Origin of the sequence: Pseudomonas sp. NFPP28, assembly GCF_900115535.1 — a bacterium.
Lineage (GTDB): Bacteria > Pseudomonadota > Gammaproteobacteria > Pseudomonadales > Pseudomonadaceae > Aquipseudomonas > Aquipseudomonas extremorientalis.
Genome location: NZ_FOWT01000001.1, coordinates 947,476 through 964,551 on the forward strand (window position 1 = coordinate 947,476; position 17,076 = coordinate 964,551).

Here is a 17,076-nt window from a genome sequence, read left to right on the forward strand (position 1 = left end):
CATGTCACTGTTAGAAATCAAGAATCTCAACGTGCGCTTCGGCGACAAGACCGCCGTGCCGGTGGTCGATGGCCTCGACATTTCCGTCGACAAAGGCGAAGTACTGGCCATCGTTGGCGAGTCGGGCTCGGGAAAATCCGTGACCATGATGGCGCTGATGGGCCTGATCGAGCACCCCGGCATCGTCACCGCCGACGCCCTGAACTTCGACGGCAAGGACATGCTCAAGTTGAGCAATCGCCAGCGTCGCCAGATCGTCGGCAAAGACCTGGCGATGGTGTTCCAGGACCCGATGACCGCGCTGAACCCCAGCTACACCGTGGGCTTCCAGATCGAAGAAGTGTTGCGCCTGCACCTGAAAATGTCCGGCAAACAAGCGCGCAAACGCGCCATCGAACTGTTGGAAAAGGTTGAAATCCCGGGCGCTGCCAGCCGTATGGATGCCTACCCGCACCAACTGTCCGGCGGTATGAGCCAGCGTGTAGCAATCGCTATGGCGATTGCCGGCGAGCCGAAACTGCTGATCGCGGATGAGCCCACCACCGCACTGGACGTCACCATTCAAGCGCAGATCATGGACCTGCTGCTGGCCCTGCAGAAAGAACAGAACATGGGCCTGGTGCTGATCACCCACGACCTCGCGGTCGTGGCGGAAACCGCCCAGCGCGTGTGCGTGATGTATGCCGGCCAAGCGGTGGAAGTCGGCCAGGTGCCGCAACTGTTCGACATCCCGGCGCACCCGTACAGCGAAGCCCTGCTCAAGGCGATCCCGGAGCACAGCCTGGGCGCCACGCGCCTGGCCACGTTGCCCGGTATCGTACCCGGCCGCTATGACCGTCCGCAGGGCTGCCTGCTGTCGCCGCGATGCCCGTACGTGCAGGAAAACTGCCGGAGCCAGCGCCCCGGCCTTGATCCGAAAACCAACAGCCTTGCGCGCTGCTTCTACCCCTTGAACCAGGAGGTGGCGTAATGGCCGTCGTTCTTACCGCCCGCGACCTGACCCGTCACTACGAAGTGTCCCGTGGCCTGTTCAAGGGCCACGCCACTGTGCGCGCCCTCAATGGCGTGTCCTTTGAGTTGGAAGCCGGCAAGACCCTCGCCGTTGTAGGCGAGTCGGGTTGCGGCAAATCTACCCTGGCCCGTGCGCTCACATTGATCGAAGAGCCGTCTTCCGGTTCCTTGAAAATCGCCGGCCAGGAAGTGGCCGGCGCCGACAAGGCCCAGCGCAAGCAATTGCGCAAAGACGTGCAGATGGTATTCCAGAGCCCGTACGCGTCGCTCAACCCACGGCAGAAAGTTGGTGATCAACTGGGCGAGCCGCTGTTGATCAACACCAACCTGTCCGCCGCCGAACGCCGCGAAAAAGTGCAGGCGATGATGAAGCAAGTGGGCCTGCGCCCCGAGCATTATCAGCGCTACCCGCACATGTTCTCCGGCGGCCAACGCCAACGCATCGCCCTGGCCCGCGCGATGATGCTGCAACCGAAAGTGCTGGTGGCGGATGAACCGACCTCGGCGCTCGACGTATCGATCCAGGCCCAGGTGCTCAACCTGTTCATGGACCTGCAGCAGGAATTCAACACGGCCTACGTGTTCATCTCCCACAACCTGGCGGTGGTGCAGCATGTCGCCGATGACGTGATGGTGATGTACCTCGGCCGCCCGGTGGAAGTGGGCCCCAAGGAAGACATCTACGCACGCCCGCTGCACCCGTACACCCAGGCGCTGCTGTCGGCCACCCCGACCATCCATCCGGACCCGAACAAGCCGAAGATCAAGATCGTCGGCGAGTTGCCTAACCCGCTGAACCCGCCGCCGGGCTGCGCGTTCCACAAGCGTTGCCCGTATGCGACGGCGCGGTGCAGCAGCGAGGAGCCGCAACTGCGGGCCTTGGATAACCGCCAGGTGGCCTGCCATTATGCGGAGCAGTTCGTCGCGTGATGCTCGGCTGGAGCGGTCTCCCCCACTCCAGCTAGAGGTTGACGCTCCGAGTTCCACAGCCCCTGCCACCAGGTTGCGCATCAGCCTAGCGGCAGGGGCTTTTTATTAATGATTCAAAACACACCACGTGTGTAGTCCATCCTTAAATACTGCTGTTTTCAGTGCAACTTTATTATAGTACGCACGCCTCTATTCCTAAACCTGTAACACCATCTAAGCCTCTATTGTTAATTGCAAAATCAATGATTAGATTCAGTCGCCTCATCATTGAAAATCGATAACGCCATGAAATATCGCCCCGTATCACGTTCTCTTGAGCACTTGCTGAACACCATTTACCAGGACGACGACATCACCATGGGTGAGTTTAAGCGGCTTCAGGCCGAGTCGGATATACGCTGGGAAAACGTAATAAAAGAATTGGGCCACAACAACACTCTGATCTCTTTTCAGAGCGCCATGGATGTAGCCCTGCACCTATTGTATTTGTGTGTCGAACATATCAAGCATCAGGAGCTGAGTGATTTTAACGAGGCCCTTGTGAAAGATGCGGTTCATGCACAAGTTGAGACCGTTCGGGCTGGGGCCAATCTTGCACTGAAACAACTTCAGGTCGGACCAAACACGTTATAAGAGGACGGGAGGTGGCTTGCCACCTTCCATCCTTTAAATCCTCCATAGCCTTGGACACTATGTCTGGCTGTCGCCTTCAGCGTCCGGATCATCGCTGTCCGGCTCGTCGGTGGTGGAGTCATCGTCGTCCTCACTGCCACCCTGGCCCTTGTCGCCAGGCTCCGCCTCGGACTTCGCCAGTTGCAGATCCTGGCAGTGCCCCGAAGCCACAACACCGCTCTGCACCGGGCTATGCGCCCAGGCCGACGACATCCCCAACGACAACAGCACCAGCACTTTTATCAACAGCACAACTCGTTGAAAAATACTCATGGTTGATTCCGTCCAGTCAGTAGGTCAATCCCGCGCGACAGCCGTCTACCGCCGCCAGTATTGACGCTAGCCCCGATGCCGGGTTTACGCCAAGTCTCAGGTCTCACCGTCGTCGAAGGTAGCACTGTCCTCCCCCTCGTTATAGGGATTTTCCGCATCCTCCTTGGGCGCAGGCTGGGCCTGGGGCTGCCAGCTGCCAGAGTTGACCTCCTGCTGCTTTTTCTTGGTGACAGGGCCCGTGTCCTTCCATTGGGGCGTGCCGGCGCCGGCCAGGGCCAATGAGGCGAACAAGCCCAAAGCCCCCAGCAGCAACAGTTGAATGACGCGTTGAGTTATACGCACGGTGGCCTCCTATTCCGTCGATGGGTGAGTGAAATACTTCAAACGCTAGACGGGATGTGGGTTTCTCGCCAATAGCCCTGATCGATGAAGATCAAAATGTGGGAGGGGCGGTGCGACGATTCGACTTGCCCCCGATGGCGGCGTACCAGCCAGCGGATTTATTGATTGACCCACTGCTATCGGGGGCAAGCCCCCTCCCACATTTTAATTTCTGTTTGGCCAATAAAAAGGGCGAAGCCATCACAGCTTCGCCCTGTTCTTTACCGCTCAGACCTTAATGGTGCTCACGGGTCGCGCGGAATTTCACATCCGGCCAGCGTTCTTCCATCAGCGCCAGGTTCACCCGGGTCGGCGCCAGGTAGGTCAAGTGCCCACCGCCGTCCACCGCGAGGTTTTCCACGGCCTTGTTGGAGAACTCTTCCAGCTTCTTCTTATCGCTGCACTCGATCCAGCGCGCGGAGTACACGGTGATCGACTCATACGAGCACTCCACCTTGTATTCCTCTTTCAAGCGGCTGGCGACCACATCGAACTGCAGCACACCGACGGCGCCGAGGATGATGTCGTTGCTGCGCTCGGGGAAGAACACCTGGGTGGCGCCCTCTTCCGCCAGTTGCTGCAAGCCCTGGCGCAGTTGCTTGGATTTGAGCGGGTCGCGCAGGCGTACACGGCGGAACAGTTCCGGGGCGAAGTGCGGGATACCGGTAAAGCCCAGCGCTTCGCCTTCGGTGAAGGTGTCGCCGATCTGGATGGTGCCGTGGTTGTGCAGGCCGATGATGTCACCGGCGTAGGCTTCTTCGAGCTGTTCACGCTCGGAGGAGAAGAACGTCAGGGCGTCGCCGATGCGCACGTCCTTGCCGGTGCGCACGTGGCGCATCTTCATGCCTTTTTCGTATTTGCCGGAGCAGATGCGCATGAAGGCAATGCGGTCGCGGTGTTTTGGGTCCATGTTCGCTTGGATCTTGAACACGAAGCCGGTGAATTTCTCTTCGACCGGTTCCACGGTGCGCTCGTTGGCAACACGGGCCAGAGGCTTGGGCGCCCAGTCGACAACGGCGTCGAGTACATGGTCGACACCGAAGTTGCCCAGGGCGGTCCCGAAGAACACCGGGGTCAGTTGGCCGTCGAGGAACTCCTGCTGGTTGAACTCGTGGCAGGCGCCCTGCACCAGTTCCAGCTGATCGACAAAGCGGTCGTACTCGTCACCCAGGTGGGCGCGGGCTTCGTCGGAGTCGAGTTTCTCGATGATCTTGGTTTCGGTGCGCTCGTGACCGTGGCCGGCGGTGTAGACAATGATGTAGTCATCGGCCAGGTGGTACACGCCCTTGAAGTCGCGGTAGCAACCGATCGGCCAGGTGATCGGCGCAGCCTTGATCTTCAGGACGGCTTCGATTTCATCCAGCAGCTCGATGGGGTCGCGGATGTCGCGGTCGAGTTTGTTGATGAAGCTGACGATCGGCGTGTCACGCAGACGGCACACGTCCATCAGCGCGATGGTGCGGGGCTCGACGCCTTTACCGCCGTCGAGGACCATCAGCGCCGAGTCCACCGCGGTCAGGGTGCGGTAGGTGTCTTCGGAGAAGTCTTCGTGGCCCGGGGTGTCGAGCAGGTTGACCATATGGTCGCGATACGGGAACTGCATGACCGACGTGGTAATGGAGATACCCCGTTGTTTTTCCATTTCCATCCAGTCGGAGGTGGCATGGCGGTCGGATTTGCGGGATTTCACCGTGCCGGCCACTGCGATTGCCTTGCCCATCAGCAAGAGCTTCTCGGTGATGGTGGTTTTACCGGCATCGGGGTGGGAAATAATGGCGAAAGTGCGGCGTTTCGCGACTTCGGCGGCCTGGTGGGTCATGGGAAATCGCCTGGCAGGTGAGTCAAAAAAGGGCGGCGAGTATAGCGCAAACCCAGGAGGACGGACCACCGTTCAGCCCATTGGGGGTGGCTAAATGCTGCCAAGTGTGGAACCTTTTAAAAGGTAGAGACGTCCACTCCCCTGCTACCGCACTCGGAACAGGGGCTGATAAATCAGCAAGTTAGCCTGACGAGGCTGCGCTCATGGCTCGATCGCATACCGCGTTGCCGGTATCGGCGAGCTGCATTTCGCGACCACATTCAGAGGCAGCCAGGAATGGCATTGCCGCCGGAGAATGTGGGCGCCGACAGAAGAAAAAAGGAGTCCGCCTGTGGCTATTCGCTATGGCAAAGGGCTGATAGGAGGAGCGGTTGTCGTCGCCCTCTTGGCCCTGCTGGTCCACTGGATCGGCATCAACACGATCGAACTGTACCGCGACGATTTGTTGTTTTACCTGCAAGCTCATCTGATCCTCGTTCTTGTCTCCATGCTGGCCGCCCTGATTGTGGGCATCCCCGCCGGTATCCTGCTCAGCCGACCGCACATGGTCGGGCGCGCAGAACGCTTCATGCAGATCTTCAACATCGGCAACACCGTCCCGCCCCTGGCCGTACTGGCCATCGCCCTCGGCGTCCTTGGCATCGGCAGCGGCCCGGCCATCTTCGCGCTGTTCCTCGCCTCCCTCCTGCCTATCGTGCGCAACACCTACGAAGGCCTGAAAAACGTCCAGGGCTCCCTGAAAGAAGCCGCCACCGGCATCGGCATGACGCCGCGCCAAGTGCTGTTTCGCGTGGAATTGCCCAACGCCGTGCCAATCATCGTCGGCGGTGTGCGTGTGGCCCTGGCGATCAATGTCGGTACCGCGCCGCTGGCGTTCCTGATCGGTGCCAACAGCCTGGGCAGCCTGATCTTCCCTGGCATCGCCCTGAACAATCAGCCGCAATTGCTGCTCGGCGCTGCGTGCACCGCGCTGCTGGCGTTGTTGCTCGACGGTCTGGTGACTCTGGCCAGCCGCCTCTGGCTGGAACGCGGGTTGCGTGCGTCTTAAGGAACCGACATGAAAAAACTGACATTGATAATGAGCTGCGTCCTGCTCTTGGCAGGCGTTGCACAAGCCGCCGAAAAACCGGTGATCCGCATCGGCGCCCGGGTGTTCACCGAACAGACCCTGCTCGCCGAAATCACCTCCCAGTACCTGCGCACCAAGGGCTATGACACCCGCGTGACCGGCGGGCTGGGCAGCAACCTGGCGCGCAGTGCCCAGGAAAGCGGGCAACTGGACCTGATCTGGGAATACACCGGCGTGTCGCTGGTGGCCTACAACCATGTCGACGAGAAACTCGACAGTGAACAATCCTATGCTCGGGTGAAAGAACTCGACGCGAAAAAGGGCCTGGTCTGGCTCTCTCCATCGCGCTTCAGCAACACCTACGCCCTGGCATTGCCGGAGAACGTGGCGAAGGAATTCCCGCAGATCAACAGCATCAGCGACCTGACCCAGGCCCTGGCGGAAAAAACCAAAGGCACACGCCTGGTCGCCCTGGACACCGAGTTCGCCAACCGTTCCGACGGCCTGGCCGGCATGGTCAAGCTGTACGACATGAACCTGACCCGCAAGAACACCCGGCAGATGGACGCTGGCCTGGTCTATACCGCGCTGCGTAATGGGCAGGTGTTCGCCGGTTTGGTCTACACCACCGACGGCCGCCTGAATGCCTTCAAATTGAAGTTGCTGGAAGACGACAAGCATTACTTCCCCGACTACACCGCCGCGCCGGTGGTGCGCCAGGTTTATCTGGATGCGCATCCACAACTGGCCGCCGAGCTCAAGCCGCTGGCCGCGCTGTTCGACGACGAAACCATGCGCCAGCTGAACGCCCGGGTCGACGTCGACCATGAAAGCCCTTCCACTGTTGCCGCCGATTTCCTGCGCCAGCATCCGATCAATCAATAAGAGGAGAAGACATGGAATTCCTGAACGCCTTTTCCCATCTTGATTGGGCCCAAGTCCTGCACTTGACCGGGCAGCACATCACCCTGGTCGGCATTGCCGTGATCCTCGCGATCCTGATCGGCGTGCCCCTGGGCATCCTGATGACGCGCTTCCCGACGCTTGCAGGCCCGCTGCAAGCCAGCGCCACGGTATTGCTGACCGTACCGTCCATCGCCCTGTTCGGCCTGCTGCTGCCGTTCTACTCCAAATTCGGCCAGGGCCTGGGGCCGATGCCGGCGATCACCGCCGTGTTCCTCTACTCCCTGTTGCCGATCATGCGTAACACCTACCTCGCCCTCACTGGCGTGGAGCCTGGCATTCGCGAAGCCGCCAAAGGCATCGGCATGACCTTCGGCCAGCGCCTGCGCATGGTCGAGTTGCCCATCGCCGTGCCGGTGATCCTCGCCGGTGTGCGTACCGCCGTAGTGATGAACATCGGTGTGATGACCATCGCCGCCACCATCGGCGCCGGTGGCCTGGGTGTACTTATTCTGGCTTCCATCAGCCGCAGCGACATGTCGATGCTGATCGTCGGCGCCGTGCTGGTCAGTCTCCTGGCCATCTTCGCCGACCTGCTTCTGCAATGGCTGCAACGCTCGCTGACTCCAAAAGGACTGCTCAAATGATCGAACTTCAAAACCTGTCCAAGACCTTCCAAAGCAACGGCAAGACGGTAACGGCCGTGAACGATGTAAGCCTGACCGTCAACGAAGGCGAGATTTGCGTATTCCTCGGCCCATCGGGTTGCGGCAAGAGCACCACGCTGAAAATGATCAACCGCCTGATCAAGCCCACCTCGGGCAAGATCCTGATCAATGGCGAAGACACCACCGATCTCGACGAAGTGACCCTGCGCCGCAACATCGGTTATGTGATCCAGCAGATCGGCCTGTTCCCGAACATGACCATCGAGGAAAACATCGTGGTGGTGCCCAAGCTGCTCGGCTGGGACAAGCAGAAATGCCACGACCGCGCCCGCGAGTTGATGAGCATGATCAAGCTGGAGCCCAAACAGTACCTGCATCGCTACCCGCGTGAGCTGTCCGGTGGCCAGCAACAGCGCATCGGCGTGATCCGCGCACTGGCGGCCGATGCGCCGCTGCTGCTGATGGACGAGCCGTTCGGCGCAGTCGACCCGATCAACCGTGAGATGATCCAGAACGAATTCTTCGAGATGCAGCGCGCGCTGAACAAGACCGTGATCATGGTCAGCCACGACATCGACGAGGCCATCAAGCTGGGTGACAAGATCGCCATCTTCCGTGCCGGCAAATTGCTGCAGATCGACCATCCGGACACGCTGCTGGCGCACCCTGCCGACGAGTTCGTCAGCAACTTCGTGGGCCAGGACAGCACCCTCAAGCGTCTGCTGCTGGTGAAGGCCGAGGATGCTGCGGACAACGCGCCGTCGGTGAGCCCGGAAACTCCAGTGGCCGATGCCCTGGAGCTGATGGACGAAACCGACCGCCGCTATGTGGTCGTCACTTGTGCCGAGAACAAGGCGCTGGGTTATGTACGCCGTCGCGACCTGCACCGTCAGACCGGGACTTGCGGCCAGTATCTGCGCGAGTTCAACGCCACGGCGGCGTACGACGAGCATTTGCGCATCCTGCTGTCACGCATGTACGAGTTCAACCGCTCGTGGTTGCCGGTGATGGATGCGGAACGGGTGTTCCTCGGGGAAGTGACGCAGGAGTCGATTGCCGAGTACCTGAGCTCTGGTAAGTCGCGTGGGGGCAAGACCAGTATCGTGTCGCCAGCTGAAACTGCGTTGGCCTGACACAACACAGGTCAACATGTGGGAGGGGGCAAGCCCCCTCCCACATTTGGCTCTATGGTGGGCCAAGGAAATCCCCCTGATTTGCCCCATTCGGGGAACATCATTCCGTCACACCGGTCGGTTACATAAGTAGCTGCACGCGGCTGTGCGACGAGCGCGTGCAAAAACGCGACATTTTTAGTTGATCTATGGCCCCTCACGTCCTAAAGTTCGCGCCGAACGTCCATGCTGGAAACGATCCATCCGGCTCAAGTACTGACGACGAGACAGCAAGGCCAAGGGAAGCGGTTGATCCCATGGCCTTTTTGCTTTCGGCGACATGCCTTGGGAAGTAGGCGAACCAAAGTGGGGATACGGAGGACGTTCATTTGCACCCATTGACTAAATCAGTTTGCCCTTAGGAGTTCCCAGCATGTCGATCAACGTCGAAGATTATTTCGCGCGCGCCACTTTTGACAAAATGAAGGCGTTCGCCGACAAGCAAGAAACCCCGTTCGTGGTGATCGACACCGCGATGATCAGCCAGGCCTACGATGACCTGCGCGCCGGTTTCGAATTCGCCAAGGTCTATTACGCGGTCAAGGCCAACCCGGCCGTCGAGATCATTGACCTGCTCAAGGACAAAGGCTCGAGCTTCGACATCGCTTCGATCTACGAGCTGGACAAGGTACTGGGCCGCGGCGTCAGCCCTGACCGTATCAGCTACGGCAACACCATCAAGAAGTCCAAGGACATCCGCTACTTCTTTGATAAGGGCGTACGCCTGTTCTCCACCGACTCCGAAGCCGACTTGCGCAACATCGCCAAGGCCGCGCCGGGTTCGAAAGTGTATGTGCGTATCCTCACCGAAGGCTCGACCACGGCTGACTGGCCGCTGTCGCGCAAATTCGGCTGCCAGACCGACATGGCGATGGACCTGCTGATCCTCGCCCGCGACCTGGGCCTGGTGCCGTACGGCATCTCGTTCCATGTCGGTTCGCAGCAGCGCGACATCAGCGTATGGGACGCGGCGATCGCCAAGGTCAAAGTGATCTTCGAGCGCCTGAAAGAAGAAGACGGCATCCACCTCAAGCTGATCAACATGGGCGGCGGCTTCCCGGCCAACTACATCACCCGCACCAACAGCCTGGAAACCTACGCCGAAGAAATCATCCGCTTCCTCAAGGAAGATTTCGGCGACGACCTGCCGGAAATCATTCTGGAGCCGGGCCGTTCGTTGATCGCCAACGCCGGTATCCTGGTCAGTGAAGTGGTATTGGTTGCACGTAAATCCCGTACCGCCGTCGAGCGCTGGGTGTACACGGACGTGGGCAAGTTCTCCGGCCTGATCGAAACCATGGACGAAGCCATCAAGTTCCCGATCTGGACCGAGAAGAAAGGCGAGATGGAAGAAGTGGTCATCGCAGGTCCCACCTGCGACAGCGCCGACATCATGTACGAAAACTACAAGTACGGCCTGCCGCTGAACCTGGCGATTGGTGACCGCTTGTACTGGCTGTCGACCGGTGCGTACACCACCAGCTACAGCGCGGTTGAGTTCAATGGCTTTCCGCCACTGAAATCGTTCTACGTGTAAAACGGCCGCACATAAAAAACCCATGACATGTCATGGGTTTTTTTACACCTCAAGAAAGGCTTACCGCGCGTTGTTGATAGGCACCGGCCATCGCCCGGATCCGCGGATCATTCGCCGCTACCAAGGCCTTGTGCGCCACCCGCAAGAACTTCAGGTTCCCGCCCGCCAACGCCTTGCGCAACCATTCCAGCGCCGCGTCGATCTGACCTCTGTCGGCCAGCACCGCCGCATAGCTGAACTGCCCGCGAAAATCACCGGCCTCGGCTGAGCGTCGATACCAGTCCACAGCGGCGTCCAGGTCCTGTGGGCAGAACCGACCATCTTCCAGGTAACGCCCCAGCAGGTTCATCGACTTGGCATGCCCCTGCTCGGCCGCCCGGCGATAACAGGCCAATGCTTGTCGTTGGTCCTCGGCGACACCGCGCCCCGTGGCCAGCAGATTGGCGTAGTTGTACTGCCCCCAATCCAACCCTGCGTCGGCAGCCGCCCGATATTCCCGCGCCGCCGCCGCCTCATCGACATCACATCCCCAGCCATGCTCGCGGCAACGCCCAACCATGTTGCGGGCCATCAAATGCCCGCTGTGCGCGGCGATCTGGAACCAGCGCAAGGCCAGTGTCTCATCGCGTGCGATGCCACGCCCTTCGAGCAGGATTTGCCCGAGCAACGCCTGGGCATCGACCACTCCTTCCTTCGCCGCCATCAGGATTGCCTGGGCAGCGCGCACGGGGGAATCGTCGAGCATCGCTTGCAGTTGCTCAACGTTGAGTACCTCTTCCCGACGCAATAAAAAGCCCATGTCAGACCTCGACCCAACGGCGCAACAGGTTGTGATACGTACCGGTGAGTTGAATCAGCGCGGGGTGGTCAGGCACATCGGCGGTCAGTTGCTGGATCGCACCGTCCATTTCAAACAGCAGGGTGCGCTGGCTGTCTTCACGTACCAGGCTCTGGGTCCAGAAGAACGAGGCATAGCGTGCGCCACGGGTCACGGCGTTGACTTTGTGCAGGCTGGAGCCGGGGTACAGCACCATGTCGCCGGCCGGCAGCTTCACGCGCTGCAGGCCGAAAGTGTCCTGGATTTCCAGTTCGCCGCCGTCGTATTCGTCCGGGTCGCTGAAGAACAGCGTCGATGACAGGTCGGTGCGGACCCGCTCGTGGCTGCCCTTGGGTTGGCGCACGGCGTTGTCGATATGAAAGTCGAAACTGCCGCCCGCCGTGTAGCAATTAAGCAGCGGCGGAAACACCTTGTGCGGTAACGCCGCTGACATAAACAGCGGGTTCTGCCAAAGCCGTTCAAGCATCGCCGCGCCGATTTCCTTGGCCAGCGGGTGGCCCTCGGGCAATTGCAGGTTGTGCTTGGCCTTGGCGGACTGGTGCCCGGCGGTGATTTTACCGTCGGCCCACTCGGCGTTTTCCAGGGCCTGGCGGATGCGCTGCACCTCCTCACGAGAGAACAGGCCGGGGATGTGCAGCAGCATGGGGCAGTACCTGAATTCAGAGAGGCGCCAATGGTATTGATTCTTATCCGCCCTGTAAAACGCCAGGACGAACGAGATCGTAAAAACCGTAAGCAAAAAGTGTAAAGAATGTAAATTCAATGCAATTAGCAATGTATCGCAATTGATAGAAAGTCTTGTTCACCCTATATTCCGCGACCTCACATCCTTGGGGAAAGGACACGTCATGTCGCGCACCACTACAAAAATACCTGCCGGTTCACCACGCATGCTGGCTTCAGCCATCGGCGTTGCCCTCAGCGCCAGCTCTGTCGCCCATCTGGCACAAGCTGCCGAAGACACTGAACAAAAAGGCCAGCGCAACAGCATTTCCCTGGGCGCCACCAGCATCACCGGGGAAACGCAGGACAACACCTCCTACCAGGTCGAAAAAGCCTCGTCGCAGAAATACACCGCACCGCTGGTGGATACCCCGCGCTCGGTCACCGTGGTGCCGCAACAAGTCCTCAAGGACACCGCCGCCACCTCGTTGCAGGATGCCTTGCGCACCGTGCCGGGCATCACCTTTGGCGCGGGCGAAGGCGGCAACCCCCAGGGCGACCGCCCGTTCATCCGCGGTTTTGATGCCCAGGGCGACACCTACCTGGACGGCGTGCGCGACACCGGTGGCCAGAGCCGTGAGATCTTCGACATCGAGTCGATTGAAGTCAGCAAAGGCCCGAACTCTTCGTTCGGCGGTCGCGGTTCAGCCGGCGGCAGCCTCAACCTGGTGAGCAAGACCCCACAAGCGCGGGACTTCACCAACGGCGGCTTCACCTACGGTTCCGACCAGACCCGCCGCTACGTACTCGACGTAAACCGCCAGTTCCTTGATGACAGCGCCGCGTTCCGCCTGAACCTGATGAGCCATGAACAGAACGTGGCTGGCCGCGACGCGGTCAATTACGACCGTTGGGGCGTGGCACCGTCGCTGACCTTTGGCCTGGGTACCCCGACCCGCGTCAACCTCAGCTACTACCACCTGGAAAGCAACGACCTGCCGGATTCGGGGATTCCCTACGGCTATGGTTCGTCGACCGCCACCGCCCATGTGCATGACAAGCCCAACGATGGCGGCGACAGCAATAATTTCTACGGTTTGAAGGACCGCGACTTCCGCAAGACCCGCGCCGATATCAGTACGTTCTCCATCGAGCACGACCTGAACGACACCATGACGCTGAAAAATACCCTGCGCCATGGCAGCACCGGCCAGGACTACATTCTTACCCAGCCGGACGACAGCAAGTTCAACGTCAACCGCTACGGCACCGTGTGGCGTCGCGCCAATAGCCGGGTTTCGACCACGACCACCACCACCAATCAGACCGACCTGTTCGGCACGTTCCAGGCCCTGGGTTTCAAGCACAGCTACTCCACCGGCCTGGAGTTCACCGGTGAAGAAACCCGCGTCAGCAGCTACACCATCAGCCCCAACGCCAATCCAGTGTGCACCGTGGCCAAAGGCAGCCTGGGCGGCCAGTGCACCTCCCTGAGCAATCCGAACCCGGATGACGCCTGGACCGGCAGCATCGCCCGCAACTACTACGGCACCGCCACCAAGGCCACCAGCCGTGGCGCTTATGTATTCGACACCATCGAGCTGGACCCCAAATGGTTGCTGAACGTCGGCCTGCGCTACGACACCTTCGACACCGTGGCCAACACCGACTCGGCCACCGGCCGCAGCAAAATCAAGGAAGACAGCCAGTTCTTCAACTGGCAGGCCGGCCTGGTCTGGAAGCCAGTGGAAAACGCTAGCATCTATGCGTCCTACGCCACATCGGCGACACCTGCCGGTGGCCTGGTCGGTGAAGGGTCGGACGGCAACCCACTCTCAGCCGGTGCCGCCACCAGCGACCTGCAGCCCGAAGAAACCGTCAACTACGAGTTGGGCACCAAGTGGGACCTGTTCCACGATCGCCTGTCCCTCACCGCTGCGGTGTTCCGCACCGAAAAGAAAAACACCCGTATCCTCGTGGACGCGCTCACCTATCAGAACGCCGGCGAATCCCAGGTCGACGGCCTGGAACTGTCTGCCAGCGGCAAGATCACCGACCAGTGGCAAGTGTTCGCCGGCTACAGCTACCTGGACAGCGAGCTGGTCAAATCCGGCCTCAACGGGCGTAACGGTGTCGTCAGCGCGGGTTCGAACAAAGGCAACCAGATGCCGAATACGCCGAAGAACACCTTCAGCCTGTGGACCACTTACGACGTCACCTCCAAGCTCACCCTCGGTGGCGGTGCGTTCTACGTCGACCAGGTTTATGGCGACGCCGGCAACACCGTCTATGTACCGTCCTACACCCGCTACGATGCCATGGCCAGCTACAAACTGACCAAGAACATCGACCTGCAACTGAACGTACAAAACCTGACCGACAAGGTTTACTACGACAAGGCCTTCTCGACACACTTCGCCAACCAGGCGGCCGGTCGTACGGCCCTGTTGACCACCAGCTTCCATTTTTAAGCAGCAGCGCCGCGCAGCACAGGGCCCCACGCATCGGATGCGTGGGGCTTTTGCGTGTAAAACAGAATGTTTCTCGACAAGCCACGGCATAATGCGCGCCGTGCCCTACATATCCGGATAGACGAGGCGGTCAGACGTGTTGAAGAAAACCCTGTTCCAGTTGCACTGGTTCTTCGGCATCACTGCCGGGCTGGTGCTGGCCTTGATGGGGATCAGCGGGGCTGCGGTCTCGTTTCAGGATGAAATACTGCGGGCGCTCAACCCCAGCGTGCTGACCGTGGAAAAACGCGAAGCCGGTGTGCTGCCGCCCGCCGAACTGGTGCGCAAGCTGGAGGCCACCGAAGGCCAGACCGTGGCCATGCTGTTCGTCGAAAGCGAAAGCGGCAACGCCGCCCGCGTGTTCTTCACCGCGCCGCCCGGCGAGCGCCGTGGCCAACTGCGCTATTTCGATCCCTACACCGGCGACTACATGGGCGACGTGCTCGGCCAGGATGTCTTCGGCTTTCTGCTGCAGTTCCACCGTTTCCTGGTGATGGGCGATACCGGGCGCAACATCACCGGCGCGTGCACGCTGATCCTGGTGTTCTTCTGCCTCTCCGGCCTGTACCTGCGCTGGCCGCGCCAGGTGGCGAGCTGGCGGGCCTGGCTGACGCTGGACTGGCGCAAAAAGGGCCGTGCCTTCAACTGGGACCTGCACTCGGTGTTCGGCACCTGGTGCCTGCTGGCTTACCTGCTGTCGGCGTTGACCGGCTTGTATTGGTCCTACGACTGGTACAGCCAGGGCCTGACCAAGCTGTTGTCCGACGCCCCGCAAAACGAACGGGTGCGCAAGCGCGGCCCGGCGCCCGAGGGTGCGGCGCCGGTGGCCAACTACGATGCGATCTGGAGCAGCATCTACAGCAACGCCGGCCCAGGCTTGAGCGCCTATAACATCCGCATGCCAGCGGTCGCCGGGCAACCGGCCATCGTCTACTACCTGTTGAAAAACTCGCCCCATGACCGGGCGCTGAACCAGATCAACCTCGACCCGGCCACCGGCGAGGTCAAGTCCCACGACCAGTACGCCAGCAAAAGCCTCGGTTCCAGACTGCTGACCAGCGTCTATGCGCTGCACACCGGCAGTTACTTCGGCTTGATCGGGCGGATTGTCCTCACGCTCAGCTCGGTGCTGATGCCGCTGTTCTTCATCACCGGCTGGCTGCTGTACCTGGACCGCCGGCGCAAAAAACGCCAGGTGCGAGATGCGCGCAAAGGCCTCACAACCAACCCCAGTAACGCCCCGGCCTGGCTGATCGGTTTTGCCAGCCAGAGCGGTTTCGCCGAACAGCTTGCCTGGCAAACGGCCGGGCAATTGCAGGCCGCCGGCCTGCCAGTGAAGGTGCAGCCCCTGGGCAGCGTCAGCCAGGACGACCTGCGCCAGTCGGAAAACGCGCTGTTTGTGGTCAGCACCTTCGGCGACGGCGAAGCGCCTGACAATGCCCGTGGTTTCGAGCGCAGCGTGCTCGGCCAGGACCTGTCCCTCAAGGGCCTGAACTACTCGGTGCTGGCCCTGGGTGATCGCCAGTACGAACATTTCTGCGGCTTTGCCCGCCGCTTGCATTTCTGGCTGACCCATCAGGGCGGCAACCCACTGTTTGCGCCCGTGGAAGTGGACAGCGGCGACACCGCCGCCCTGCTCCACTGGCAACAACAACTCGGCCAACTGACCGGCCACGCCCCGGCATCCGCCTGGCCGACGGCCCAATATGAAAACTGGACGCTCAGCCACCGCTCATTGCTCAACCGCGACAGCAGCGGCTCGGACGTCTACCTGCTGGGCCTCACCTCGCCGTCGCCACAAAGCTGGCAAGCCGGCGACCTGGTGGAAGTGCTGCCACGCAATTGCCCGTGGGCCATCGAACACTTCCTCGAAGGCCTGGGCCTGGCCGGCAGTGACAGCGTATTGATCGACGGCATGGCGCATACGCTCGACCAGGCCCTGGCCACCCGCCAGTTGCCGACCCATCGCGCGCACCTGGTCGGCCTGCACGCCCAGGCGCTGGTGGACGCGTTGGTGCCGCTGGGCATGCGCGAATACTCCATCGCCTCGATTGCCAGCGATGGCGTGCTGGAACTCATCGTGCGCCAGGAACGTCACCCCGACGGCAGCCTGGGCCTGGGCTCGGGCTGGCTGACCGAGTACGCCGCCCTCGGTTCGAGCATCAGCCTGCGTCTGCGCCGCAACAGTGCGTTCCACCTGCCACAGGCGCCGGTGCCGCTGATCCTGCTGGGCAACGGCACCGGCCTGGCGGGCCTGCGCAGTCTGCTCAAGGCCCGCATCGCCGACGGCCAGCAGCGCAACTGGCTGCTGTTTGGCGAGCGCAATATCAAGCATGACTTCCTGTGCCAGGACGAACTGCAAGGCTGGTTGGCCAGCGGCGATCTGGCGTTGCTCGACCTGGCGTTTTCCCGCGATCAGCAAGAGAAGATCTACGTGCAGGACCGCCTGCGCGAGTCAGCGGATGTGCTGCGTAAATGGCTGGCCGACGGCGCGGCGATTTATGTGTGCGGAAGCCTGCAGGGAATGGCGACGGGGGTGGACCAGGCGCTGGTGGACATCCTCGGCAGTGAAGCCGTGGCGCGGTTGATCGAGCAGGGGCGTTATCGCCGCGACGTGTACTGACCCCCTG

The 17,076-nt window shown here is 60.9% G+C and carries 15 protein-coding genes; 10 read left to right on the forward strand and 5 right to left on the reverse strand.

The window, feature by feature from the left end; genetic code table 11:
- The first annotated feature begins 1 nt into the window (after nt 1).
- The 3 genes from BM110_RS04470 (at nt 2) to BM110_RS04480 (ending at nt 2,574) form a co-directional block, all read left to right on the forward strand.
- The gene (locus BM110_RS04470; RefSeq protein ID WP_071491107.1) at nt 2-970 is read left to right on the forward strand and encodes an ABC transporter ATP-binding protein; all 969 of its coding nucleotides are present in this window, start codon (nt 2-4) and stop codon (nt 968-970) included.
- Entirely contained in the window at nt 970-1,941 is a 972-nt protein-coding gene (locus BM110_RS04475) for a peptide ABC transporter ATP-binding protein (RefSeq protein ID WP_016971590.1), read from the forward strand. Before BM110_RS04470 ends, BM110_RS04475 begins: the two co-directional genes overlap by 1 nt.
- Before the next feature lie 285 nt (nt 1,942-2,226).
- Nucleotides 2,227-2,574, forward strand: coding sequence for a hypothetical protein (locus BM110_RS04480; protein ID WP_092240686.1), 348 nt, complete (start codon nt 2,227-2,229; stop codon nt 2,572-2,574).
- Nucleotides 2,575-2,631: 57 nt separating this feature from the next.
- Here the strand turns inward: BM110_RS04480 and BM110_RS04485 are convergent, their stop codons facing one another.
- From BM110_RS04485 to BM110_RS04495, 3 genes are all read right to left on the reverse strand, one after another.
- The gene (locus tag BM110_RS04485) at nt 2,632-2,886 is read right to left on the reverse strand and encodes a hypothetical protein (protein ID WP_092240684.1); all 255 of its coding nucleotides are present in this window, start codon (nt 2,884-2,886) and stop codon (nt 2,632-2,634) included.
- Nucleotides 2,887-2,982: 96 nt separating this feature from the next.
- Nucleotides 2,983-3,228: a hypothetical protein gene (locus BM110_RS04490; protein WP_093512514.1), complete on the reverse strand. Its 246-nt coding sequence runs from the start codon at nt 3,226-3,228 to the stop codon at nt 2,983-2,985.
- A 274-nt stretch (nt 3,229-3,502) separates the two neighbouring features.
- The gene (locus BM110_RS04495) at nt 3,503-5,086 is read right to left on the reverse strand and encodes a peptide chain release factor 3 (protein WP_093512516.1); all 1,584 of its coding nucleotides are present in this window, start codon (nt 5,084-5,086) and stop codon (nt 3,503-3,505) included.
- A gap of 295 nt (nt 5,087-5,381) precedes the next feature.
- On the opposite strand from BM110_RS04495, the gene BM110_RS04500 reads away from it, so the two are divergent.
- The 5 genes from BM110_RS04500 to BM110_RS04520 all read left to right on the forward strand — a co-directional run bounded on the left by BM110_RS04500 (nt 5,382) and on the right by BM110_RS04520 (nt 10,435).
- A complete protein-coding gene (locus BM110_RS04500; RefSeq protein ID WP_258539690.1) occupies nt 5,382-6,134 on the forward strand; it encodes an ABC transporter permease in 753 nt (250 codons plus the stop codon).
- Nucleotides 6,135-6,143: 9 nt separating this feature from the next.
- On the forward strand, nt 6,144-7,040 hold the full coding sequence (locus BM110_RS04505; protein WP_071491103.1) for a glycine betaine ABC transporter substrate-binding protein: 897 nt from the start codon (nt 6,144-6,146) through the stop codon (nt 7,038-7,040).
- Nucleotides 7,041-7,051: 11 nt separating this feature from the next.
- The gene (locus tag BM110_RS04510) at nt 7,052-7,705 is read left to right on the forward strand and encodes an ABC transporter permease (RefSeq protein WP_058423040.1); all 654 of its coding nucleotides are present in this window, start codon (nt 7,052-7,054) and stop codon (nt 7,703-7,705) included.
- Complete coding sequence (locus tag BM110_RS04515; RefSeq protein WP_071491102.1) at nt 7,702-8,859, forward strand: osmoprotectant ABC transporter ATP-binding protein OsmV; 1,158 nt, start codon at nt 7,702-7,704, stop codon at nt 8,857-8,859. Before BM110_RS04510 ends, BM110_RS04515 begins: the two co-directional genes overlap by 4 nt.
- Nucleotides 8,860-9,271: 412 nt before the next feature.
- Nucleotides 9,272-10,435, forward strand: a complete 1,164-nt coding sequence (locus BM110_RS04520) for a type III PLP-dependent enzyme (protein ID WP_071491101.1) — start codon at nt 9,272-9,274, stop codon at nt 10,433-10,435.
- A 49-nt stretch (nt 10,436-10,484) separates the two neighbouring features.
- On the opposite strand, the gene BM110_RS04525 is transcribed toward BM110_RS04520, so the two are convergent.
- A complete protein-coding gene (locus BM110_RS04525) occupies nt 10,485-11,234 on the reverse strand; it encodes a tetratricopeptide repeat protein (RefSeq protein ID WP_071491100.1) in 750 nt (249 codons plus the stop codon).
- A gap of 1 nt (nt 11,235) precedes the next feature.
- A complete protein-coding gene (locus BM110_RS04530; RefSeq protein ID WP_071491099.1) occupies nt 11,236-11,916 on the reverse strand; it encodes a Fe2+-dependent dioxygenase in 681 nt (226 codons plus the stop codon).
- Nucleotides 11,917-12,121: 205 nt separating this feature from the next.
- Between BM110_RS04530 and BM110_RS04535 the strand changes: the two genes are divergently transcribed.
- Nucleotides 12,122-14,407, forward strand: a complete 2,286-nt coding sequence (locus BM110_RS04535) for a TonB-dependent receptor (RefSeq protein WP_093512518.1) — start codon at nt 12,122-12,124, stop codon at nt 14,405-14,407.
- A gap of 136 nt (nt 14,408-14,543) precedes the next feature.
- Nucleotides 14,544-17,069: a sulfite reductase flavoprotein subunit alpha gene (locus tag BM110_RS04540; RefSeq protein ID WP_093512520.1), complete on the forward strand. Its 2,526-nt coding sequence runs from the start codon at nt 14,544-14,546 to the stop codon at nt 17,067-17,069.
- The last annotated feature ends 7 nt before the right edge of the window (nt 17,070-17,076 follow it).